The 24,503-nt window shown below is 40.7% G+C and carries 14 protein-coding genes; 9 read left to right on the top strand and 5 right to left on the bottom strand.

What is annotated here, in order from left to right; all coding sequences use genetic code 11:
• Positions 1 to 49: 49 nt before the first annotated feature.
• The 5 genes from MR054_RS01990 to MR054_RS02010 form a co-directional block, all read right to left on the bottom strand.
• Entirely contained in the window at positions 50 to 811 is a 762-nt protein-coding gene (locus tag MR054_RS01990) for a T9SS type A sorting domain-containing protein (RefSeq protein WP_242085530.1), read from the bottom strand.
• Between the two features lie 94 nt (positions 812 to 905).
• On the bottom strand, positions 906 to 2,255 hold the full coding sequence (locus MR054_RS01995) for a glycosyl hydrolase (RefSeq protein WP_242155650.1): 1,350 nt from the start codon (positions 2,253 to 2,255) through the stop codon (positions 906 to 908).
• Between the two features lie 23 nt (positions 2,256 to 2,278).
• Positions 2,279 to 3,823, bottom strand: coding sequence for a RagB/SusD family nutrient uptake outer membrane protein (locus tag MR054_RS02000; protein ID WP_242155652.1), 1,545 nt, complete (start codon positions 3,821 to 3,823; stop codon positions 2,279 to 2,281).
• Between the two features lie 3 nt (positions 3,824 to 3,826).
• Positions 3,827 to 6,907, bottom strand: a complete 3,081-nt coding sequence (locus MR054_RS02005; protein WP_242085527.1) for a SusC/RagA family TonB-linked outer membrane protein — start codon at positions 6,905 to 6,907, stop codon at positions 3,827 to 3,829.
• 1,940 nt (positions 6,908 to 8,847) lie between these two features.
• Positions 8,848 to 12,846, bottom strand: coding sequence for a hybrid sensor histidine kinase/response regulator transcription factor (locus MR054_RS02010; RefSeq protein ID WP_242155654.1), 3,999 nt, complete (start codon positions 12,844 to 12,846; stop codon positions 8,848 to 8,850).
• 317 nt (positions 12,847 to 13,163) lie between these two features.
• On the opposite strand from MR054_RS02010, the gene MR054_RS02015 reads away from it, so the two are divergent.
• The 9 genes from MR054_RS02015 (at position 13,164) to MR054_RS02055 (ending at position 24,498) form a co-directional block, all read left to right on the top strand.
• Positions 13,164 to 14,564: a sulfatase-like hydrolase/transferase gene (locus tag MR054_RS02015; protein WP_242155656.1), complete on the top strand. Its 1,401-nt coding sequence runs from the start codon at positions 13,164 to 13,166 to the stop codon at positions 14,562 to 14,564.
• Between the two features lie 23 nt (positions 14,565 to 14,587).
• Complete coding sequence (locus tag MR054_RS02020) at positions 14,588 to 16,150, top strand: sulfatase family protein (RefSeq protein ID WP_242155658.1); 1,563 nt, start codon at positions 14,588 to 14,590, stop codon at positions 16,148 to 16,150.
• Between the two features lie 83 nt (positions 16,151 to 16,233).
• Positions 16,234 to 19,413 carry a beta-galactosidase, LacZ type gene (gene lacZ, locus MR054_RS02025; RefSeq protein ID WP_242155660.1) on the top strand — a complete coding sequence of 1,060 codons (3,180 nt, stop codon included), beginning with the start codon at positions 16,234 to 16,236 and terminating at the stop codon, positions 19,411 to 19,413.
• A 213-nt stretch (positions 19,414 to 19,626) separates the two neighbouring features.
• Positions 19,627 to 21,555, top strand: a complete 1,929-nt coding sequence (gene acs, locus MR054_RS02030) for an acetate--CoA ligase (protein WP_242155662.1) — start codon at positions 19,627 to 19,629, stop codon at positions 21,553 to 21,555.
• 175 nt (positions 21,556 to 21,730) lie between these two features.
• Positions 21,731 to 22,066: an arsenosugar biosynthesis-associated peroxidase-like protein gene (locus tag MR054_RS02035; RefSeq protein WP_242155663.1), complete on the top strand. Its 336-nt coding sequence runs from the start codon at positions 21,731 to 21,733 to the stop codon at positions 22,064 to 22,066.
• 27 nt (positions 22,067 to 22,093) lie between these two features.
• Complete coding sequence (locus MR054_RS02040; protein WP_242155665.1) at positions 22,094 to 22,249, top strand: hypothetical protein; 156 nt, start codon at positions 22,094 to 22,096, stop codon at positions 22,247 to 22,249.
• Positions 22,250 to 22,273: 24 nt separating this feature from the next.
• A complete protein-coding gene (arsS, locus tag MR054_RS02045) occupies positions 22,274 to 23,329 on the top strand; it encodes an arsenosugar biosynthesis radical SAM (seleno)protein ArsS (RefSeq protein ID WP_242155667.1) in 1,056 nt (351 codons plus the stop codon).
• 7 nt (positions 23,330 to 23,336) lie between these two features.
• Entirely contained in the window at positions 23,337 to 23,888 is a 552-nt protein-coding gene (locus MR054_RS02050; protein ID WP_242084426.1) for a rhodanese-like domain-containing protein, read from the top strand.
• Positions 23,881 to 24,498 carry a TIGR04282 family arsenosugar biosynthesis glycosyltransferase gene (locus tag MR054_RS02055; protein WP_242155669.1) on the top strand — a complete coding sequence of 206 codons (618 nt, stop codon included), beginning with the start codon at positions 23,881 to 23,883 and terminating at the stop codon, positions 24,496 to 24,498. Before MR054_RS02050 ends, MR054_RS02055 begins: the two co-directional genes overlap by 8 nt.
• The last annotated feature ends 5 nt before the right edge of the window (positions 24,499 to 24,503 follow it).

The following is a 24,503-nucleotide window of genomic DNA, read 5'->3' on the forward strand; positions in this document are numbered from 1 at the left end:
ATTCTATATTGATTCTATGGCCTGTTGGAAACCTCCGTTTTAATGTTATTTATTGTTTTATAAATTTATAAGACCCAATAGCGTCCTCGATAAAGGCCTTTACTATATAGATTCCATTGGATAAGTCGGCTATATTTATTTCGGCATGATCGCTGTTAATAGCTTTATTCATAACTTGCTGACCTAGTATGCTATAAATTTCTATTTTGCCAATGTTTTCTTCAGCAGATAAATACAGTTTCTCTTTTGCTGGGTTTGGATAGGTTCCAAAGCTAAACTGTTCCAATCCCTTAACAGATAATGAACTCGTTGGAACTATGCTAACTTCATCGAACCACATTGCATTGTTAGTGGATTCTGGAACTACGCTATTTCGATTGTCCTTAAATACCTGAAAACGAAGATTCGTAGCAGTAGATGAAGTAAATATCAACGTTGTTTTGGTCCAAGTGTCTGTCCCTTCAGTTAATGTCTCAGGTCCACCAACGTTTGAATTATCGGAATTATCTTTTATTGTTACATAACCGGGTGTTGTGGAATCACCTCTGTTAAATCTCCACCAAAAAGTAACCGTATATTCTATTCCCAGGGTAGGTGATATATCTTGTCTAATGGTTCCAAATTCATTACCTAAATTAGCTCTTATAGCACCTGAATAAGCTGTACCATTATTAGGAAAAGATAAAGCTGCGCCTGTATTATACCATGCTCCTGAAATGTTTTCATCTTCGAAACCACCATCAGTGATAAGCTCCTGTGTAAAACCAAATGAAATGGATAGCAATCCAATAATTAATGTAATTTTTTTCATGTCAATATAATTTACTGGTTAATTAATTATGTAATAAAGAGGTGTAGCCCTATATAGTATAGCACCCTTTAGGCCACACCCTTAATATTTATTTTTATTGCTTTTCCTTCAGTGAGACATCATCCAAAAAGAATGGAGGGACTCCTTTTCCTTTGTAGAAAACGATCTTTAATTCGCTAACCCCATCAGGTACCATATATTCAAAAACGGTATCTGCCCATGTATCGCCTAGTGGCACATCATCCAGTCTGAGTAAAAGTGCATTACCATCATTATTCCTGAACATGGGACCGAATGAGCTCGCAACGGTTTCTGACCATCTTGAGGAAAACTTAAAAACATAGGTCTTTCCAGCCTCCACCGGCGCTACAGTGAGTAAGGATCCATCACCATTCTCAACTTCACCACAGTAGTTCCCTGTTTTTGGATTTTGTCTTGATGTTCGGTTTTTAAAGCCTCCCCAGGGGTCTGTACTTCCTGATTCAAAGCCTCCGTTTATAATCAACTGTCCCTCATCCACAGGGGGTACGTAGTCGGTGTCTTGGCCCGGTCCTATTTCCAGATTAGGACTGTGGTTGGCATAAATATTTCCCAATTGTGTGAGATTAGACTCTCCGTCAAAAAGCGCAGAGCTTGTGAGGGCAGCTGATTCCAGATTGGAAGGGAACCAGCAATAACGATGGATATAATCGATCTGGTCCAGTGCCGGTAAGATCTCCTTCATAAAATCCTGAACCTCCTGGTCACTGTGCCTATTGTTTTCTGGTGAGGTGGCAGACCAATCCCCTACGGCAAACTCTGTGATCCAAATGGGTCTGTTGTAAGCGTTGTAGGTGTTTTTCAGTTTATTGATCAAACTTAAAGCATTCGGACCTCCGTAATTATGAACCGCTATAAAATCTACGCGTAACCCCAATTCGTCAACTCGTCTCATGAATTCATCCATCCAACCATTCAGAGGATCTACAGTTGCTGGAGATCCCAAAGGAACACCTAAAGTTTCCAATTGTGGCCATAGGGAAATGGCTTCGTCAACGGACATGTTTGCCTGCTTTGCACCATCCGGCTCGTTAAAACCTAAAACATACTTTACTGAACCATCGTCAATATATTGCTTTACAGCAGCAAGGTTCTCGTCTTTCACAGATCCTTTACCCCAGAACATCGGTACGAACTCTACATTTGCCGGCATTTCCTCTTGAGGTAATCTTCCCCAGCTATACATCCAATGGGCTTTAAGGTCGCTGGTCTTATAGGACCAATCTTTACCTCCGCTGGTGAAAGAAGCGCCTTTCTTTTTTAATTTGGCTTCATCAGAAATAAGATCCGACCCTTGATCAGATGCTAAAGGAGCGGTAGCCTCGCCTCCAAAATCTCCTATGACGTTCTTTTCGCAACCTATTAGAAGCAGTGAAAATATGATTATCGATATATACTTTTTCATCTTTTTAAGTGTTTTTAAATTAATTATTGCCATACCGGATGTTGAACTAAATTCGGATTAACGTCAATTTCGTCTTGCGGAATGGGGAATACTTCAGATCGTGGTCCTAAATATTGAGGGTTATAAGGTCCAACGGGATCTGCAATCGCTCTGTTGAATGCTTCTTCAATTTCTCCCCAGCGTTTCAGGTCCATAAATCGCAAGCCTTCCAGGGCTAATTCAACACGTCGCTCATGACGCACGATATCGATCATTTCCTGTTGTCCTACAGCACCTTCTACGGTTTCGACACTCGGCATGTTTACACGAGCTCTTACTTGATTCACCATCGCCATAGCTCCTGCAACATCACCTGTTTCAGCCATTGCCTCAGCACGCATCAATATGATGTCGGCATATCGGATCACATAAAAGTCCTGAGACCCCTCTGATGCTGAACCGTTTCCATCGGCATCGGGGCCTGTTCTTATATACTTGCGCATACCAAATCCTGTTGGTGAGTTCCCTCTAAAGTTTCGAACAGGATTGTCGAAATACTGATCGCCTACAAAGTATATCGTACCATTAGCTCTTGGATCTCTGTTTAACCCTTTATTACTAGGATCGTAGAGCGGCGATTCTGTTATTGGTAAACCATCAGTACAATAGTAGTCGTTCACCAGATTCGGCATGGGACGCTGATCCACTTTTGGTGATCCTCCATAGGTTCCGGAAAAAATCTCACCATTGTTGGTGTCCGGGCCTCTTAAAAAGCGCACGGAGAATACGATTTCAGGAGAAGTCTCGTTTTCAGGCTTAAATAAGGCTGCATAATCAGGGTGGAGGGAATATCCCAGTCCCATAGCTTGCTCCGTAAGGGCGAGTACTCCGGTTGGACCATCATATTGCTTATTATAGAGTTGTACACGGGCAAACAACCCTAAAGCCGCACCTTTGGTGGCATAACCGTATAAGTTGGCCGGATAACTTTCAGGAAGGGTTCCAATAGCGTAAAATAGGTCTTCTCTGATCTGTTCGGTAACTTCGGCATAAGTATTCTTAGCAACATACGCTGTTTCCAGAGTCTGTGGCTCGGTAATTAGTGGAACATCCTCCCAAAATACGGCTAAATTGAAATACATGAGGGCTCTTAAAAAGTAGGCCTGTCCTAACAAGGCTTCTTTATTCTCTGCAGGGATCAGATCTTCAGATATGTCTTTTACATTTTTAATTACGGCGTTTACTCTGGCAATACCTCGATAATGGTCGTTCCAAACGGCTGTGAATTGTCCTCTGGAAGGATCATAATTGCCTTCCATGAAAATTCCGGGACCTTCCCATTTGTATTGGTTAAAGGCATTATCACCAAGACCATCAAATCCCGGAAATCCTTGCCAGCAGTTTAAACATCCACCATAAATGGATCTAGATTGAAGTTGTGAATACACCCCATTCAATGCCAAATAAGCATCTTCTTCACTCTGCCAAAAATTACCCTCGGCTACCTGAGTTAATGAGGGCGTTTCCAAATAGTCATCATTGCAACTAAATGTGAATACTATACATATTAATAATACTATCTTTTTCATTTTTTAAATTTTTAAGTTGATACCAAAGGTTACAGTTTTGTAAAGTGGTGCATTTCTGTTACTTTGACTACCTCTTGCACCCTCAGGGTCAAAATATTGTAATCCTGTAAAAGTGAATAAGTTCTGCGCTCCTAAGAATACACGCAATTTGGATATATTAATTTTATCAAGAGCATCTTTCGGTAGCGAGTATCCTAATTCTAAAGATTTTACTCTTAGGTAGGAAACATCCTGAATATAGAATGACGAAACCCGCTCATTACCGATGCCTCCAACTCTGGGTAAATTGGTACTGGGGCTTTCCGGCGTCCAGCGATTGATCCAATAGGTCAGAACATTACTTCGGTTATCAGGCATTGGCAAATTACCATTACCCATCAAGAGGCGGTCTACACCACTGACGCCCTGAAGTAAGACATTAAGATCAAACCCTTTGTATGCTATGGATCCGTTGAAATTTACCAACAGGTCCGGATTAGGATTACCAATGATTGTTCTGTCATCTTGATCTACCACACCGTCAGGAACACCTTCAGGACCGGAGACATCAGCATACTTCAGATCACCCGGAGCCGTGTTCTGATTTCCGAATTGTGTTGGCGAATTGGCTATTTCCTCTAAACTTTGGAATACACCAATGGCCTTATATCCAAAATAAGATCTAAAAGGTACGCCTATCCTGATAATATCATTACCAGAAATAGTTTCTTCTCCACCGTCACCTAGTCCGGTAACCTCATTTTTCAAGAACTTGGTCATATTACCGCCAACACTAAAACTGGCCTCTCCGATGTTTCCTCTGTAATTTAAGCTAATTTCCAACCCTTCATTCACCATAGAGGCAGCATTTTGTGCGCCTAGATTGGTAACCCCAAGGGTGTTTGGAACCGGGAAATTCGTATAAAGGATATCTCTGCTGTCCCGTTTAAAATAATCGGCTACGAGCTCAATTTTATTATTCAAAAGGCTGAAGTCTAAACCGATATCCAATTGCTCGGTCTCTTCCCATCTGATGGTTGCGTTCGCCAAACTGGTTATGGCCAATCCTACAACGCTTGTATCGTCACCTAATACATAATCTTGATTTGGGTTATAGGTTTGTTCCCAAATGTTTCTGCCAATTCTGTCGTTACCCGTAATACCCCAACTCGCTCTAAGTTTCAAGTTGCTAATCGCATCAACGTCTTTTAAGAAATTCTCCTGGGATAGTCTCCAAGCGGCAGAAGCTGATGGGAAATTACCATAGGCGTTATCCGGTCCAAATCGTGATGACCCGTCGCGTCTTAAATTAAATTCAAAAAGGTATTTTTCTTTGTAGTTGTATTGTAATCTTCCAAAAAAAGATTGCCAGGTATCCACATAAGCGCCCCCGGATACAGCAGGGTCTAAAATACCGCCACCGTTGAATTCTTCAATATTATCCGTTGGAAAACCACTTAAAGTGCCACTGAAACCGTCATTTTTGATGTAGGTCGCGGAATACCCGAATAAGGCTCCAAAATTATGCGCCTTGTTAAAGGTTTTATTATACCTTAAGATATTCTCTGTTAATAAGGTATACTCAAAGTTTGTTGAGTTATCTAAATTGTTGTTAAGTCCTTGGATCACGATATCACCATCATAGTTAAGTTGCAATTGACGTGGACTGAAATCTGAGGTGTTTCTATAGATGATGTTCGCACTTCCACTTGTTTCGAAGCTTAGGTTCTTCCATAGATTAATTGTGGCTCCTATTCTTTGACTGATATTGATATTGTCATTTTCATAATTTCCTAAAAAACCACGTCTTAAAGCATTTGTAGTTGGCAGGGAAGCGTTAGTGTTCATCCAGGCGCCATCGGCAACACCATAGTCTCCGTTACTGTAAAATAATGGAATGGTCGGGGATGACCTTTGGAATTGGAATATAATACCATTATCGCCACTAAAGGCATTTTGGCCACCGGTTGGCCCTTCATTATGACTCCAAAAGGCATTGGTAACGCTACTTATTTTAAACCAGTCTTTAACTTTCGAATTGATATTGAAGCTTAAATTATAGCGTTCATATTTAAATTTACTTTTTACAATAGCGTCTTGACCTAAATAACCAAGAGACACGCGGTAGGTTGACTTTTTGCTACCCCCAGAGAACGACAGGTTATGATTCTGTATGGATGCCGTTCTTAATACGGCATCTGCCCAATCGGTATCGGCAAAATAATTTGGTGAAGAACCTGTTCGAATAGCCTCTAATTGCTCTTCCGTATATCGCGGTAAAAAACCGGGGCCATCCTCATTTCTGAATTTTTCATTCATTAAGATGGCGTAATCATAAGACCCTAAAAAATCGGGTTTAACAGTGGCGTCCTGAACCCCATAGTAGCTATTGTAGCTTATTTCAAATTTATCCGCTTCACCTTTACGCGTCGTCACTAAAACAACACCATTTGCAGCACGCGATCCATAAATAGAAAGTGCCGCTGCATCTTTAAGAACCGTGATACTTTCAATATCTGAGGGTGCTAAGCTGTTAAAGGCCGCAAGATCGTCATACTGGATGTTATCAATCACTACCAGAGGTGCTTGGCCTCCAAAGGTACCAATACCTCGAATGGTAATACTGGATCCATCGGCACCGGGATTACCGGAAGTTTGTGTTAATTGCACTCCTGAAAATCGACCGTATAAAAGTTGCCCGGCATTCGTAACCGGCTGATTGACTTCATCCTTAAAGGTTACCATTTCTACTGAACCTGTTAAGTTGACCTTCTTTTGGGTACCATATCCCACTACAACAACTTCATCAAGAGCTGCAATATCTTCTTGTAATACAATGTTAATTGTGGTTTGATTGCTTACCGGTATTTCCTTGGTAAGATATCCAATATAAGAAACCACCAGTACAGCATTATTAGAAACGGTCAAGGCGTAATTCCCATCAAAATCGGTCTGGGCTCCATTTGAAGTTCCTTTTTCAATAATGTTTGCACCGGCAAGCGGAAAACCACTTTCATCTGTTACCATTCCGGAGATGGCATTTTGAGAAAATGCCATGGGTCCAAGTGGAATCAGCAACAGAACGTAAATGAGTAATGTTTTCATAAATTTTAAGCGTTAGTTATTAGTTTGAGTTATAATTTTACGAGGACATTTAGCCTCTTTACAAAGATGTAACCATTTGAAATGAATCGGCAGGTGATATAATTCAATTAGGGGTTTAAATAATGCAATCCCAGTGAAAATGGCCTTTAATAGCACCTGGTTGAATCTATGAGTTGCTTGTCACTTCGAGCGGATTTATGGAACGCAGTGAAACACATTTGTACTTCGACTGCGCTCAGTAGGACTATCGAGAAGCATACCAAAACCAAAGTTCTCGATACGATTTTTTTGGCAAAAAATCACTCGACCTGACAGTCCATTACCTTGAATTAAATAACAACCCCTATGTCACTTCGAGTGAATTTGTGGAACGCAGTGGAACAAATTTGTATCGAGAAGCATTCCGGACCATAGTTCTCGATACGATTTTTTTGGCAAAAAAAAACTCGAACTGACAATACAGCACGTTGTATTAAATAACAACCCCTATGTCACTTCGAGTGGATTTATGGAATGAAATGAAATAAATTTGTATCGAGAAGCATTCCGGACCATAGTTCTCGATACGATTTTTTTGGCAAAAAATCACTCGAACTGACAATACATCCAATACCTTAATACAGTAACGCCTTTGTCACTTCGAGTGGATTTATGGAATGAAATGAAATAAATTTGTATCGAGAAGCATTCCGGACCATAGTTCTCGATACGATTTTTTTGGCAAAAAATCACTCGAACTGACAATCCATTACCTTGAATTAAATAACAACCCCTATGTCACTTCGAGTGAATTTGTGGAACGCAGTGGAACAAATTTGTATCGAGAAGCATTCCGGACCATAGTTCTCGATACGATTTTTTTGGCAAAAAATCACTCGAACTGACAGTCCATTACCTTGAATTAAATAATAACCCCTATGTCACTTCGAGTGAATTTGTGGAACGCAGTGGAACAAATTTGTATCGAGAAGCATTCCGGACCATAGTTCTCGATACGATTTTTTTGGCAAAAAATCACTCGAACTGACAATCCATCCAATACCCTAATACAGTAACTCCTTTGTCACTTCGGGTGAATTTGTGGAACGCAGTGGAACACATTTTTATCGAGAAGCATCCCAAAACAATAGTTCTCGATACGATTTTTTTGGCAAAAAATCACTCGAACTGACAATCCATCCAATACCCTAATACAGTAACTCCTTTGTCTCTTCGAGTGGATTTGTGAAACGCAGTGGAACACATTTTTATCGAGAAGCATTCCGGACCATAGTTCTCGATACGATTTTTTTGGCAAAAAAAAACTCGACCTGACAATACAGCACGTTGTATTAAATAACAACCCCTATGTCACTTCGAGTGAATTTGTGGAACGCAGTGGAACACATTTTTATCGAGAAGGGTCCCCGGACCATAGTTCTCGATACGATTTTTTTGGCAAAAAATCACTCGAACTGACAGTCCATTACCTTGAATTAAATAACAACCCCTATGTCACTTCGAGTGAATTTGTGGAACGCAGTGGAACACATTTTTATCGAGAAGCATTCCAAAACAATAGTTCTCGATACGATTTTTTTGGCAAAAAATCACTCGAACTGACAATCCATCCAATACCCTAATACAGTAACTCCTTTGTCTCTTCGAGTGAATTTGTGAAACGCAGTGGAACACATTTTTATCGAGAAGCATCCCAAAACAATAGTTCTCGATACGATTTTTTTGGCAAAAAATCACTCGAACTGACAATCCATCCAATACCCTAATACAGTAACTCCTTTGTCTCTTCGAGTGAATTTGTGAAACGCAGTGGAACAAATTTTTATCGAGAAGCATTCCCAGACCATAGTTCTCGATACGATTTTTTTGGCAAAAAATCACTCGAACTGACAATACATCCAATACCCTAATACAGTAACGCCTTTGTATCGAGAAGCGTTTTAGGTATTGATAAGTTCCTTATATTTTGAAGGCACACAATTGAACTGTTTTTTGAAGGAGTTTTTAAAGTACTTGTAATCATTAAATCCGACATCATAGGCAATTTGATTTAAGTTCAAATCTGTCGATAAAATAAGTTGTGCCGATTTTTTTAAGCGAATGGAACGGATAAAGGCCGTTAATGACAACCCGGTTAACGATTTTATTTTTCGGTATAAGGTCGATTGGCTCATATACAAGGCATCAACCAAATCATCAATCCCAAAATTAGGGTTGTCCAAATTATTTTCTACCAATAAAATAGCCTTATGGATAAAGGTGTTTTCCGTATCGGCATCATGTTCTATGGATGCCGCTGTAGGTTCAAAACGCACTTTGTTTACGAAATGGGCTCTTAATTTTTCCCTGTTTTCCAATAAACTTTCAATCCTCGCTTTAATGACTTTGGCATTAAAAGGTTTACTCACGTAATCATCGGCCCCGGTTTTAAGGCCTTCTATTTCGAAAACCGTAGAGGTTCTGGCCGTTAATAAAATAATAGGGATGTGTGAGGTCGTGATTTGAGATTTCAATTCTTTACACAGGGTGATCCCATCCTTTCCCGGCATCATGATATCGCTAATGATTAGATCCGGTATTTCTGAGGATGCTTTTTGATACCCCATGTCACCGTTATCGGCTTGAAGTACATTATACGTATCTGCCAGTATATCCTTTAAATAGGTCAGGATATCGGGATTGTCATCGATAACAAGAACGGTGTGTTCATTGGCCTTTAGACTCAGGTTTTCCACATTTTCGGGTATCTCGAAGGTGTTATACCCTTTAATATTATCGGAAGTCATAAAATTTTCATCCACAGCACCCTTGTATTGTTTGGGATCCATGGTCAATGTAATCGTAAATGTAGTCCCTTCATTGGGCTTACTTTTTACCGAAATACTGCCGTGGTGCAACTCAATGATCTTTTTGGAAAAGGACAGACCAATTCCACTCCCTATCATTCTTGCCGTATTGGCCGATTTGATTTGGAAAAACCGATCGAATATATTTTCCATATCTTCAGCCTGCATCCCAATACCGGTATCCGCTATGGATATAATACAATACTCGGAATCCTGATCTATTTGCATCTCAATGGTATCGCCAGAATTCGTGTACTTTATGGCATTGGATAAAATATTGCACAACACAATTTCCATCTTGTTTCTATCAAATGGAAACATAATGTCGTCATGGTTCGACTGAAACTTATAGGTTACCCGTTTTGCCTTAGCGGCTTCCTTAAAGTACAAAAAGACCTCTCTGGAAAATCGGACAAAATTCCCCTGGGAAACACTTAGTTTAAGTAATCCGTGATCGGCTTTTCTAAAATCCAAAAGCTGATTAATAAGGTTGAGCAGCCGATTGGTGTTCTTGTCAATGTAATGCAGATTTTTTTTGACTTTGGCAGGCAGATGCTCTATATCCAATAATTCTTTAATGGGACCTATAATTAAGGACAAGGGGCTTCGAAACTCATGTGAGATATTGGTGAAAAAGTTTAGTTTGGCCTCGGTAAGTTCCATGTCCTTTTGCTTGTCTATCCTCGCAATTTCCAGTTTATTCTGTAGCTTTAATTTGTAATTGTTGGAACGTATTAAGTAAGTGGCTATGCCTCCAATAAGGAGCCCATAGATCACCAGGGCTAGAGTACTCAACCATGGTGAGCCCAGTAGGGTGATCTCCAGGGTCTTGGGATCGCTCCAATACTGGTTATCCCTGGAAGCAATAACTTTAAGGGTATACTTCCCGGGGGAAAGCCCGGCAAAATTAATTTCATTCCTATTCTGTAAATCTATCCATTCATCCTGATAGCCCTCCAATACATATTTGTACTTAATATTGAGCTTACCCAAAAAATCGTTGGAAACAAATCTGGTGGAGAAAAAATCTTCCTTGTGTGTTAATTTTATATTCCTGGCATAATTAAAGTTTTTTTCCAAAATGGTATGACCCGGTTTATATTGAATGATCTCATTATTGACCCTCAAGGTTGTAAAGATGATTTCCGGAACGGTAATAAAATCCTTGATGTTTCCGGGATTAAAAAACGTGACATTATCGATTCCGCCAAAGTAGATGATTTCATTTTTGTAATTAAAAAAACTTTTATTGTTAAAGGACGTCGAACGCACACCATTGATGTCTCCATAACTTATAATGATCTTATCATAGGGATTATATCTTACAATCTCTGTATGTGTACTCAACCATAAATTAGATTTCTCATCAAAAGTCAGTGAACAAATAAAATCACTATTCAGACCCTCATTTTTGGTAATGACATCCTCAATAATAAGATTGTTCCCGTTGTAGTTCAGTTTGATCAATCCGTTAGGCGTAGCCAACCAAATGGTACTTCCCTTGATCTCTGTTGCATTAATAATGACACTGGGTAATTTCCCATCTAAAATTTGGGATTGATGGATGAAGGTTTTTTTATTTCTATCGAACAAGTGTAAACCGTTATAGCTGCTTACCCAAACATTGCCATAATCGTCCTTTTTAATTGAGGTTATCCTGTCGCTTTCAATTTTGTTTTCATTCTGAAGTCTTTCAGAATATATCGTATAGTTGCCAACATCATCCAACTGATCTAAATCCACAATGGCCAGCCCTAATTGCTGTGAACCGATATAAAGCGTGTTCTCTTCAATTAAAAACGAAGTAACCTTGTTAAACCTGACCTTGGATTTAAATAGGATTGTCCCGGATGCCAGATCGAAAATGTAAAACCCATCGGCAGTACCGATATATAACTTATTCTGGTGTTCATACAGGACATTGACCTTTACCACTCCTATGTCCTCGATTAGGGACAAATCCGAGAAACTTTTTCCATAATAAAGTCCGTAAAAGGTTCCTACAAAAAGGGTACTTTCCGATTTATAAATACTCGTGCAGTTTAAATAGCTCTTTAAGTTTTTATCTTTTATGAATTTATCGGCGTTTTCAAACCCATTGCCTTCCATTAATTTCACCACACCTCCATTGGCCGTGGCCAACCAGGTCACGTTATTTTTATCGTGATGTATACTTAAAATGGTATTGTAATTGGCGCTTATTTTATCTGAACTACTGGAAATCAGATCTATTTTACTGAATCTGGTCAAATTTTCATTACTCCTGTAAACGCCTTGACCCCAGGTACCTATCCATAATCTGTTGTATCGGTCCAAAGATAATTTCCTTGAGAAATTACTACTCACCTGTGTTTCCAACTCATCAATCGACCCTGTATTGTAATTATAACTGTAGAGTTTAGATTCGGCACCGGATACCCCAATCCAAACCTTATTACGACTTTTATCTGAAAGTAAATCGGTGACTTGCCTTCTTAAATTGTGGGATATGATATTTTGGCTCTCCCAGTCTAAAACATGTGCATTATTACCACTACAAAACCACATATTATCGTTAAAGTCCCGTTCTATGCTATATATGGCCTGATAAAACTTATATTGCTTTATGAGAACCTCATGCTCAGGATCAATGACAAAAACACCGTTTTGCCAGGTACCCACCCAAATGTGTCCATCTTTATCTTGTGAAATGGCCGTAATTCTCAAGTCACCCTCATTGGCCAGATCAATGACATTATTATAATTCTTAATGTAGTTATTTTTAATATCCAGATAAGACAGCCCCCCGCTTTTGGTTCCTATCCATAAATTAGACGCCTTGTCCATAAACAACACTTCAATATTTTCATTCAACAGGGCCTCATAGGGTTCACCTGGCTTTATATATTCATAATCATAGCCGTTAAATTTGGTGATGCCGTTTTCGGTACCCATCCACTTCATGTTCAAATCATCACTCACAATACTGGGTACATAATTATGGGAGAGTCCCTGCTTTGTTGTGATGAAATCAATAACGTAGTTGAGTTTATTTTCCTGGGAGAAACTAGAAAAAGAAAATAATACAAAAATTAAAATAAATATGCGTTTCATTGGATACACCATCTTCGATAAAACTTAAAGCATCTCAAATGATTATGGTTTACCTTACACCTTATGTAAATCACAATCTATTAAATTTAAGGAGATATTTTAAATTAGGGACCAAATTAGTCAAAATTAATGAGGGTACGCGCATACCCCTATCATTGGATATCCATAAAACATTTTAAATCAATGATTTAAAAAATATATTGACCGCATTGTTACCCTAATTTGAGCACATTATCCCCTTCCATTTAACTTGAAAACTCTATATTTGAAGCACTTACTGATTTAATATAACCATTAATTCCAGGGTCGTTAAACACATGAAAAAAATAGTCCTATTCTTCAGTTTCATACTTTTTGGGTTGGTCTCTGTTAAAAGCCAAAATTCGCCGAACATTATCATTATTCTTGTTGATGATCTGGGTTATGCCGATGTTGGATTTAACGGATGCAAGGATATCCCCACACCCAACATCGATAAAATTGCTGCAGAAGGGGTTACCTTTACCAATGCCTATGTGAGCTATGCCGTTTGTGGCCCCAGCAGGGCGGGCTTGATCACCGGGCGTTATCAGGACCGCTTTGGGTTTGGAAGAAATCCGTTGTTTGCACCAAACGATCCGAACATGGGTCTGCCCCTTTCTGAAGAAACTTTAGCTGAAGCTTTAAACAAAGCCCATTACAAATCTGTAGCCCTTGGAAAATGGCATTTGGGCGCCCATGAATCGTTACGCCCCTTGAAAAGAGGGTTCGATGACTTTTTTGGCTTTTTAACCGGAGGGCATCAGTATTTTCCTCATGAGTGGACCTTAAAAGACGAATATGAGGTTAAAAAACAGTTCGATGCCTATAAGACCAAATTGCTTCGCAATAATACCCGAATAGAAGAACAGGACTATTTAACGGATGCCTTATCGAGGGAAGCCGTTTCTTATATCAAAAAATACAAAAGTCAACCCTTTTTTATGTATCTCGCTTATAATGCACCACATACGCCATTACAAGCCACCGAACGCTATTTGAAACGGTTTGAGCACATAAAAGATAATAACAGAAAAACCTACGCCGCTATGGTAAGTGCCGTAGATGACGGTGTTGGAAACATACTGAACACCCTGGATACCCTTGGAATTGCTGAAAATACGATGATTTTCTTTTTATCGGATAATGGGGGTCCCGAAAATGTAAATGCATCCAACAATGGTCCGCTTAGAGGGGGCAAAGGAAAACTCTTTGAGGGGGGTATCCGCGTTCCATTTGCTATGCGTTGGCCGGATAGAATAAAAGATGGCCTGGTTTATCATGCCCCTGTGATATCATTGGACATATTTGCCACAAGTATTGCACACACCTCAACACCCATTAAGACCAGAAACCCCATAGACGGCGTTAATTTAATACCTTATGTAACCGGTGATGAACAAGGTGCCCCGCATGACTATGTATTCTGGAGAAAATTTGATGCCAATGAACATGCCGTCAGGCAAAGTGAAGGCCCTAAAATGGTCTCTTTAAAGGGTAAAAACATGTTATTTAACCTTGCCAATGACTTATCTGAAGCGCATGCTGAAATACCTCCGAATAGTGTATCTTCCAAAACGATTGAAGCAAAGTATACCTCCTGGGAAAACAGTATGATGGATCCCGTTTTCTTGGGGCTAGGTGAAGATAAGGCTTATAACACCATGCATCCTGATCGATTTGAAAGAAAAAAGAATTAGAACACATCAAAAAAGCAAACTAAATGAAAACCATACTTTATCCGCTTATTGCCTTATTTGTAATAACTTATTCATGCAAAAAACATCCGTCTGGTGAAGATGAGCAGGTTTCCGAACAGACGGCGGTCCAAAGGCCGAATATTATTTTTATCTACGCCGACGATCTGGGTTATGGTGATGTTAGTGCCTATGGCGCCACCGAGATCCACACGCCAAATATGGACAAGTTGGCCAATGGAGGGGTTCTTTTCACCAATGGATATGCCTCTTCGGCGACCTGTACCCCAAGCAGATATGCCTTGTTAACCGGAACCTATCCGTGGCGGAATAAAGATGCTAAAATATTGCCGGGAACCGCACCTTTGCTTATAGATACCGCACAGACCACTATTCCGAAAATGCTAAAAACGAAAGGGTATCATACGGGAATTGTTGGGAAATGGCATTTAGGGCTGGGATCCGGTAATGTCGATTGGAATGCCCGCATCGCCCCCGGACCCAATGAGGTGGGTTTCGATTACAGTTATATTATGGCCGCCACTCAGGACAGAGTTCCTACGGTGTACATAAAGAATGGTAAGGTAGACCATTTGGATCCGAACGATCCCATTGCCGTGGATTACCAGAATAATTTTGAAGGCCAGCCCACAGGCAAGGACAACCCTGAATTATTGAAAATGAAATGGCATCATGGTCATAACAATTCCATTGTAAATGGAATCCCCAGAATCGGATTTATGAAAGGTGGCGCCTCTGCAAAGTGGGTCGATGAAGATATGGCCGATACCTTCCTTAAAGAAGCTCAAGATTATATTAAACGTCAAAAGGATCATCCCTTTTTCCTATACTATGCCATGCAGCAACCCCATGTTCCCCGAACACCCCATGAACGCTTTGTGGGCACCTCCGGAATGGGACCCCGGGGTGATGTGATTATTGAAGCCGATTGGTGTATTGGAGAACTGCTTAAAACCTTGGAAGAGGAACAATTATTGGAAAATACCCTTATTGTTTTTTCCAGTGACAATGGTCCGGTTTTAAATGACGGATACTATGACGATGCGGTTGAAAAATTAGGAAACCATACCCCTGCAGGAGTCCTGCGCGGCGGTAAATACAGTCTTTTTGAAGCGGGTACACGAGTCCCCTTTGCAGTATATTGGAAAGGCACCATAGAACCCAAAACATCGGATGCCCTGGTTTGTCAGGTCGATCTTATGACCTCTTTGGCTACTCTGGTTAATAGTGACCTGGAAGGGCCTGACAGTAAAGATTTACTTAAGGCCTTTTTAGGAAAAAGCGATACGGGAAGAGAGGCCCTGGTTATAGAAGCTACCTCCAGGACCGCATTGAGAATGGGTAATTGGGTTATGATCCCACCCTATCAGGGTCCTGCTAAAATTGCTGAAGTCAATATTGAAATTGGAAATGCCAAAACCTTCCAATTGTATAACCTGAACGATGATTTAAGTCAGAGGGTCAATCTTGCTGACCGCCATCCCGAAAAACTGGCCGACATGCTAAAGACTTTTGAAACCATCAGGGGAAAAGGGTATTCGAATACCAAAATGCTGGAATTAAAATAAATAAAGATATTGTTCAGGGAATGGCGGGTTATCAAATACCCAAAACCTAGCACCTGGTCCAAACAACTAAACCATAAGATTTAATGAATCCAAAACCTATATTTCTCGTACTTCTTGTCACCGTGCTTTTTGGCTGTATGGACAAGCCTGTTGACAAACCTGCTTATATGGCGCCCCCATGGGAGAACCCGGAATGGGAAAATCCGGAAATTTTCCAAATTAATAGAGAAGATCCAACCGCCACCTTTTATAGGTTTCCAAATATGGATTTGGCTTTAAAGAATGAGGGCTGGCAACATTCACCCTTTTATAAATCCTTAAACGGAACCTGGTCCTTTTACTATGCGGATAGTGTTCAGGCCAGACCCACTGACTTTTTTAAGGACGACTTTAGCACAAGGGGATGGGATACCATTACCGTACCCTCCAACTGGGAAATGAAAGGATTTGGTATTCCGGTATACACCAATATAAAATATATGTTTCCGGCCAATCCGCCATATATACCTCACCACATGAATAATAACGGAAGTTATAAACGAACTTTCAGTATTGCTGAAGACTGGACGGGAAAAGACGTGTATTTACATTTTGCAGGGGTAAGCGGTGCCATGTATATTTGGTTAAACGGAGAATTTGTAGGATACAATGAAGGGAGTAAAACGGCAGCGGAATTTAACATTACCAAATTCGTGAAACCGGGAACAAACAATATTGCGGTACAAGTGTTACGTTGGTCGGATGCCAGTTATATGGAAGACCAGGATTTCTGGCGCTTATCCGGTATTGAACGCGATGTGTATGTCTACGCCACCAACAAAATAACCTTACGGGATGTTAAAGTTATCGCCGATTTAGAACATGGGTATCAGGACGGTAAGCTCAATCTTACCTTGGAGCTGGAAAACAATAGCAACGAATCGGTTGAAAAACCATTGACAATACAACTGTTGGACGGCGATAAAGAACTCTATTCTGAAGCGCAAACAATTGCTCTTGACATTGGCGAGAATCAGCTTGATTTTAATAAAATTATTCCAAACATTACATCCTGGGATGCCGAAAACCCACATCTTTACACGCTACTAATTACCTTCAATGAGGAATCAACAGCCCTGAAAGTGGGCTTTAGAAATATAAAAATTGAAAACAGTCAATTTTTAGTCAATGGCAAACCCGTTCTCCTCAAAGGGGTTAACCTCCATGACCACAGCGACACGGAAGGGCATTATGTGACCGAGGATTTAACAATGACAGACTTGAAGGTCATGAAACAAAATAACGTGAATGCCATTCGATGCAGTCATTATCCTAAAAACCCCTTTTTCTACAGGCTTTGCGATACTTATGGATTTTACGTCATTGATGAAGCCAATATTGAATTGCATGGCCTGGGGGCCACCAACCAGGGATTGGATACCGATCTCAAAAAACAGTCCGTACACCCCGCCTATCTCCCCGAATGGAAAGGGGCTTTTATCGATAGAACCTCCAGGATGTTCGAGCGCGATAAGAATCACCCCTCTATCGTGACCTGGTCTCTAGGGAACGAAGCCGGAAATGGGGACAATTTTCATATCACCTATAACTGGTTAAAAGCGCAGGACGCGACAAGACCAACGCAATATGAAGGTGCGCTGAATTATGAAAACAGCGATATCCAGGCCCCCATGTACTGGACCATGAAACAAATGATAAATTACGTTGAACAGGATGGTTCAAGGCCTTTGATACAATGTGAATATGCTCATGCCATGGGAAACAGCCTGGGTAATTTTCAGGACTACTGGGATGTCATAGAATCCTACCCTACTATGCAGGGTGGTTTTATATGGGACTGGGTGGATCAAGGTATTTTGTCACAGGATGAATCCGGCGAATCCTTTTGGGCCTACGGCGGTGATTTAGGGGGGCATGACCTGCAGAACGACAAAAACTTTTGCTTGAATGGCATTGTTAATCCCGACCGGTCTCCCCATCCGGCGCTTCATGAAGTTAAAAAGGTCTATCAGTATATAAAATTCGAAGCCGTTGATTTGGAAAATGCCGAAGTAAACATTGTAAACAAATATGATTTTACAAACTTAAAGACCTTTGATTTCAAATGGACCCTGTTGGAAAATGGCCATCCAATGGCTACAGGACATTTACCTGAAATAGACGTCGTTCCATATCATTCTAAAACCTTAAAATTGGATTTACCGGAAATATCCGAGACCGCTTCGGAATACCACTTAAACCTATATGCACTGAATACGGAAGAAACCGATGTGTTACCACGACATCATGTTGTGGCTTACGAACAATTTCCATTGACTGCAGTAAAGTTGGAATCGAGCTTCCAAAACAAAGACCATGTATTGGTGTCTACCAAAGATTCCATTACCACTATTTCGAATACGAATTTCGAAATAAAATTTAACATCAATAACGGAATGCTGACCTCCTTAGATTATGGTGACGGTAACCTATTAATGGATGGCATAACTGCAAACTTTTGGCGTGCTTCAACCGATAACGATTTTGGTGCCAAATCCCCGGAAAAATTAGCCGCATGGCATACAGCCACTAAAGAGTCGGTTTTTACAGAAGTCTCATTTAAAAGCGGAAATGAAAACATTGATCTTAATATAGAGAAGTCTGTAAAGGACTTCAATATTGAAACCATATATGATTTACCTGCTGTTGAAGGCCAAATTATAATGAACTATGCTATTAATGATCTCGGTGAAATTCTGGTTACAAACCAATTGCAGCACATCAAGGACAATTTACCCCATTTGCCTCGATTTGGAAATAACTTCATCATTAAAAACGATTACGATCAGGTTACCTGGTTTGGCAGAGGGCCCCACGAGAACTATGCAGACCGAAAGACCTCTGCCTTGGTTGGATGGTATCAAGCCGCTGTGAGTGATTTATATGTTCCCTACATACGGCCTCAGGAAAATGGGTATAAAACCGATGTGAGATGGGTGAGTTTTACTAACAACGATGGTAAAGGTATAAAGATACAGGGATCATCGAAACTATTAAGCTTTAGTGCGCACCATCAATACAATGACGATTTCGATGCGGGTAAAACCAAACAGCAACGTCATACAACAGACATTGTTAACAGAGACCTCGTCAACATTAACATTGATTATGGTCAAACCGGTGTTGGTGGTGACGATAGTTGGAGTGAAAGAGGTTTGGCTCATAAAGCATATCGCATATTGCCTGAAAATTTAAATTATTCTTACAAAATAAGCCCCCTTTAAGCCTTAAAAAACGAGATACCAATTAAGGCGGTGGCCTGTAGGGTCGCGTGTGTTCCGGTATGACCTGGTTAAATCATAAAAATCAGAAACATTTATAGCTTTTATAGTGGGATTATTTATCACTTAGATGGGGTTTTAGACCCTTATTTTGATAAAATTTTAGTAAAATTGTAGGCGTCTAAAACTCAATTAAACCCGACAACACTATAAGTAATGAGTAATTATCACATAAAGCATTTAGAGGAGTACTATCAAGTTTACAGAAAATCCGTTAGAGAACCTGAAAATTTTTGGGAAGAAGTGGCCGAAGAACATTTTATGTGGCATAAAAAATGGGATAAGGTTCTGAGCTGGGATTTTTCAAAACCGGAAATAAAATGGTTTGAAGGGGCCCAATTAAACATCACAGAAAATTGTATCGACAGACACTTGCCTACACGAGGCCATAAAACTGCCATTCTATTTGAACCGAATGACCCCAACGCATCGGCAGAAGCCATTACGTACAACGAATTGAGTGCGCGCGTCAATAAATTTGCCAACGTCCTAAAAAGTCAAGGTGTAACGAAAGGCGATAGGGTATGCATTTATTTGCCCATGATACCGGAACTGGCCATATCGGTTTTGGCCTGTGCACGTATTGGAGCCATTCATTCCGTAGTTTTTGCCGGATTTTCGTCTACGGCTTTATCGACCCGAATTAATGATTGTGATTGTAAGATGGTGATTACCAGTGATGGCTCTTATCGGGGGGCCAAAACCATCGACCTTAAAGGCATCGTAGATGAAGCTCTGGAAAGTTGTCCCAACGTGAAAACGGTATTAGTGGCGCAACGGATACAGGCCGACATTTCTATGAAAGCGGGTAGGGACCAATGGCTTCAGCCGCTCTTGGACGAGGCTTCCGCGAATTGTAAAGCCGAGATCATGAATGCTGAAGATCCGCTCTTCATATTATATACCTCCGGATCAACCGGAAAACCAAAAGGCATGGTACACACTACTGCCGGTTATATGGTTTATGCGGCATACACCTTTAAAAATGTTTTTCAATACCGGGAAAATGATGTGTATTGGTGTACTGCCGATATTGGATGGATTACCGGACACAGTTACATTGTTTATGGCCCCTTGGCCAATGGTGCCACTACCATTATGTTCGAAGGCGTCCCCAGTTACCCTGATTTTGGTCGTTTCTGGGAAATAGTGGAAAAACATAAAGTCAATCAGTTTTATACCGCCCCCACGGCCATTCGAGCATTGGCAAAGCAAGGTGTGGAACTGGTGGAAAAATACGATTTAACCTCCTTAAAAGTGCTAGGTTCCGTAGGGGAACCCATTAACGAGGAAGCCTGGCATTGGTATAATGACAATGTAGGGAAAAAACAAAGCCCTATTGTGGATACCTGGTGGCAGACTGAAACCGGGGGTATCATGATTAGCCCTATTCCTTTTGTAACCCCTACAAAACCAACCTATGCCACCTTACCATTTATAGGCATTCAGCCGGCTTTAATGGATGAAAACGGAGAAGAGCTTAAGGGCAATCAAGTGAATGGCAGACTTTGTATTAAATTCCCGTGGCCAAGTATAGCCAGAACCATTTGGGGCGATCACCAACGCTATAAGGATACCTATTTTTCGGCCTTTGAAAATAAATATTTTACGGGGGATGGTGCCTTGAGGGATGAGGTTGGGTATTACAGAATTACAGGACGTGTGGATGATGTGATTATCGTATCCGGACATAATTTAGGAACGGCTCCTATAGAAGATGCCATTAATGAGCATCCGGCAGTTGCAGAATCGGCTATTGTTGGCTTCCCTCATGACGTAAAGGGAAATGCCCTTTATGGCTATGTCATTTTAAAGGATGTCGGAGAAACACGGGATCACAACAACTTAAGGAAAGAGATCAATCAGATCATTACCGAACACATTGGTCCTATTGCCAAATTGGATAAAATTCAATTTACTGAAGGCCTGCCGAAAACACGTTCCGGTAAAATTATGAGGCGTATTTTACGTAAAATTGCCCATAACGATACCAGCAATTTGGGGGATACCAGTACCTTACTCAATCCGGAAGTGGTAGAAAGCATCATTGAAGGGGCTAAAAAGGCGCAAAATACGAATTGGTAATTCCTTCTGGTTCCCCATTGTTAAAACCTGTCTTACCCTATTCAAAAAAAGTTTAGGGTATTTTTCATATCAACGATTTAAGTCTTCCTGTGGTTTATAATCCCTATTATTGTTAAGTCGTCATTTTTATTTCGACTACAAGTTTTAGATTTTTATCTTTAGACAAAATATTTTTATGCAAAACACCTATTACGACCCGGCAGATTTAAAAAAATTTGGTGCCATAAGGGAATGGAACCAAGAATTAGGCGATAAATTTTTTGAGTACTACAATAGTGTATTTGAAGAAGGATCCCTTTCGGCACGAGAAAAATCTTTAATTGCGCTGGCCGTGTCCCATACGGTTCAATGTCCGTATTGCATTGATGCCTATACCCATGATGGGCTTCAGCGCGGTGTGACCAAAGAAGAAATGATGGAGGCCTTACATGTAGCAGCGGCAATTCGTGGAGGAGCCTCTCTGGTGCATGGGGTACAAATGATGAATAAAATGAATAAGTTGGATGGATGAGCCCTTCCTAACCTGCCTCCCCAAAAAGTGGAAGATGGTGCTTGCCCCTCTGGGATGTGGAAGGCTAAAAACCCACTACAGGTTTGGGAACACTATACCATTTCCGGGCTTGGAGGTCTTTTCCTGCCTACCTGCGGATGGCAGGCAGGTTTTAGTTCGTTTTTTGGACCGGCAAAAAAATAAACGAATAAAAAAATTGTTTTTTATATGATCAAAAAATCCCTTCATAAACGCGAAAACGAATTAGCCAATAGCCATAGGCAATTGGAAATTTTATCCAATGGCATCTTCCAAAATGGGGGGTTGCCCACGTTTAAAACTAAAATTTCCGAGACCGGTCAATTTCCCCTGAAAGCCAAGACGCTGGAAGTCCTCCAGATTAATTTAGGCTATATGTGCAATCAGGTCTGTTCACATTGTCATGTCGATGCGGGCCCCGACCGGAAAGAAGTCATGACCCGCGAAACCATGCAATACTGCCTGGAGGCTATTGAAGGCAGCGGAGCACACACCCTGGATTTTACCGGTGGTGCCCCGGAAATGAATCCTAATTTCCGTTGGTTTGTGGAAGAGGCTTCCCAATTGGGAATAAACGATTTTATTGTTCGTTCGAATTTAACCATTATTGAAGCCAATAAAACCTATTATGATTTGCCTGAATTCTTCAAAAGGCACAACATCCACATTGTAAGTTCATTGCCCCATTGGACTCGTGGCAAAACGGATAAGCAGCGCGGTGCTGGGGTGTTTGAAAAATCCATTAGTGCCTTAAAAAAATTAAACGCCATAGGATATGGCATGCCGGATAGCCCATTGCGATTGGACCTGGTATACAATCCCTCAGGAGCTTTTCTGCCTGCCAACCAAAATGCCATGGAAAAAGACTTCAAAAAAATCCTTCTGGAGGAATTTGGAATTCATTTTCATCATTTGTTCGCGATCACTAATTTACCCATCAGCCGGTTTTTAGATTATCTGATTGCTTCAGAAAATTATGAAGATTATATGTATCAACTGGTCGAGTCCTTTAATCCGGAAGCCGTACGAAACGTCATGTGCACCAATACACTTTCGGTGAGTTGGGATGGGTATTTATTCGACTGTGATTTTAATCAAATGCTGGAATTACCCGTCCGACATAAGATCAAACATATTTCAGAATACAATCAAGAGCTTCTTGAAGGCAGAGACATCGTTATTTCACAACACTGCTATGGTTGTACCGCAGGTGCAGGCAGTAGTTGTCAGGGCACCCTGGCTTGATTACTTTATGATGATAACTACAGCGAATACTATCCACCATGACCAAAGGTCCTTTCCATCTCTAAGGAGAATGCTCATCCTTTCCGGGTTTTTAATGTGGGCGCTCCAATTGCATCCGCAAGACACGCTTTCAGGATTATTAAGCAGATATAATACCAGGAGCATCCCTTATATTTCGGTACAAGAATTGGCCATGCCCAAAACAAAAGCAATGGTACTTGACGCCCGGGAAGAAAAAGAATTTAACGTTAGTCATATAAAGCATGCCATCCATGTGGGCTATGAGTCGTTCAATCTCGATTCCGTTCAACGCCTATTGCCCGATAAAAATGCGGATATTGTGGTTTATTGCTCGATTGGCATACGATCGGAAGCTATCGCGGAAGTCCTTAAAAAAGGCGGGTATACACATGTGAAAAACCTCTATGGTGGTATTTTTGAGTGGAAAAACCATAATTTCCCGGTTTATAATCTTGAGCATAAAGAAACGGATAGCATCCATATTTATTCTAACGAATGGCGTTCATGGCTCAAAAAAGGTATAAAGGTATATGACTAAGGATCTTCTTATTGTATTTGTTAAAAATATGGTCTACGGAAAGGTTAAAACCAGACTGGCCGATGCCATTGGCAACCGGGCTGCCTTTGAGGTGTACCAGGCCCTGGTTGAACTTACCGAGAACGCCACCCGGACCCTCCATGCAGAGGTACATGTTTACTTTTCAGATGATGTGGTAGACGCTATATGGCCCAATGCCCAAAAATTTGTCCAAAAAGGCAGAGATTTGGGAGAACGTATGAAACAGGCCTTTGACGAGGGCTTTGAACAGGGTTATGAAAAAATCGTTTTAATAGGCTCCGATCTCCCGGATATCAGTTCAGAACTCATAGCCTCGGGATTCAAAGCCTTAGACGAAACAACCGGTGTGTTCGGACCTGCGAAAGATGGTGGCTATTACTTAATAGGCTTAAACCATAAGCAGGATTTTATTTTTGAAAACAAACCCTGGAGTCAACCCCATTTATGGGAAGAAACACAAGCGGCATTACACGCAAAGCATGTAAAATTTCAGACCCTGGATGTTCTGAATGATATCGATACCATTGAGGATTTACTCACGTCGAACTTCTATAAATCAAACTTAAAACTGCAATCCGTAATACCTTGATCACC

The sequence above is a fragment of the Aestuariivivens sediminis genome (assembly GCF_022662105.1).
Classification (GTDB): domain Bacteria; phylum Bacteroidota; class Bacteroidia; order Flavobacteriales; family Flavobacteriaceae; genus Aestuariivivens; species Aestuariivivens sediminis.

Excerpts from the sequence above, each read along its gene's own strand:
- MR054_RS01990 (WP_242085530.1), bottom strand. The coding sequence starts at position 811 with ATGAAAAAAATTACATTAATTATTGGATTGCTATCCATTTCATTTGGT.
- MR054_RS01995 (WP_242155650.1), bottom strand. The coding sequence starts at position 2,255 with ATGAAAAAGTATATATCGATAATCATATTTTCACTGCTTCTAATAGGT.
- MR054_RS02000 (WP_242155652.1), bottom strand. The coding sequence starts at position 3,823 with ATGAAAAAGATAGTATTATTAATATGTATAGTATTCACATTTAGTTGC.
- MR054_RS02005 (WP_242085527.1), bottom strand. The coding sequence starts at position 6,907 with ATGAAAACATTACTCATTTACGTTCTGTTGCTGATTCCACTTGGACCC.
- MR054_RS02010 (WP_242155654.1), bottom strand. The coding sequence starts at position 12,846 with ATGAAACGCATATTTATTTTAATTTTTGTATTATTTTCTTTTTCTAGT.
- MR054_RS02015 (WP_242155656.1), top strand. The coding sequence starts at position 13,164 with ATGAAAAAAATAGTCCTATTCTTCAGTTTCATACTTTTTGGGTTGGTC.
- MR054_RS02020 (WP_242155658.1), top strand. The coding sequence starts at position 14,588 with ATGAAAACCATACTTTATCCGCTTATTGCCTTATTTGTAATAACTTAT.
- lacZ (WP_242155660.1), top strand. The coding sequence starts at position 16,234 with ATGAATCCAAAACCTATATTTCTCGTACTTCTTGTCACCGTGCTTTTT.
- acs (WP_242155662.1), top strand. The coding sequence starts at position 19,627 with ATGAGTAATTATCACATAAAGCATTTAGAGGAGTACTATCAAGTTTAC.
- MR054_RS02035 (WP_242155663.1), top strand. The coding sequence starts at position 21,731 with ATGCAAAACACCTATTACGACCCGGCAGATTTAAAAAAATTTGGTGCC.
- arsS (WP_242155667.1), top strand. The coding sequence starts at position 22,274 with ATGATCAAAAAATCCCTTCATAAACGCGAAAACGAATTAGCCAATAGC.
- MR054_RS02050 (WP_242084426.1), top strand. The coding sequence starts at position 23,337 with ATGATGATAACTACAGCGAATACTATCCACCATGACCAAAGGTCCTTT.
- MR054_RS02055 (WP_242155669.1), top strand. The coding sequence starts at position 23,881 with ATGACTAAGGATCTTCTTATTGTATTTGTTAAAAATATGGTCTACGGA.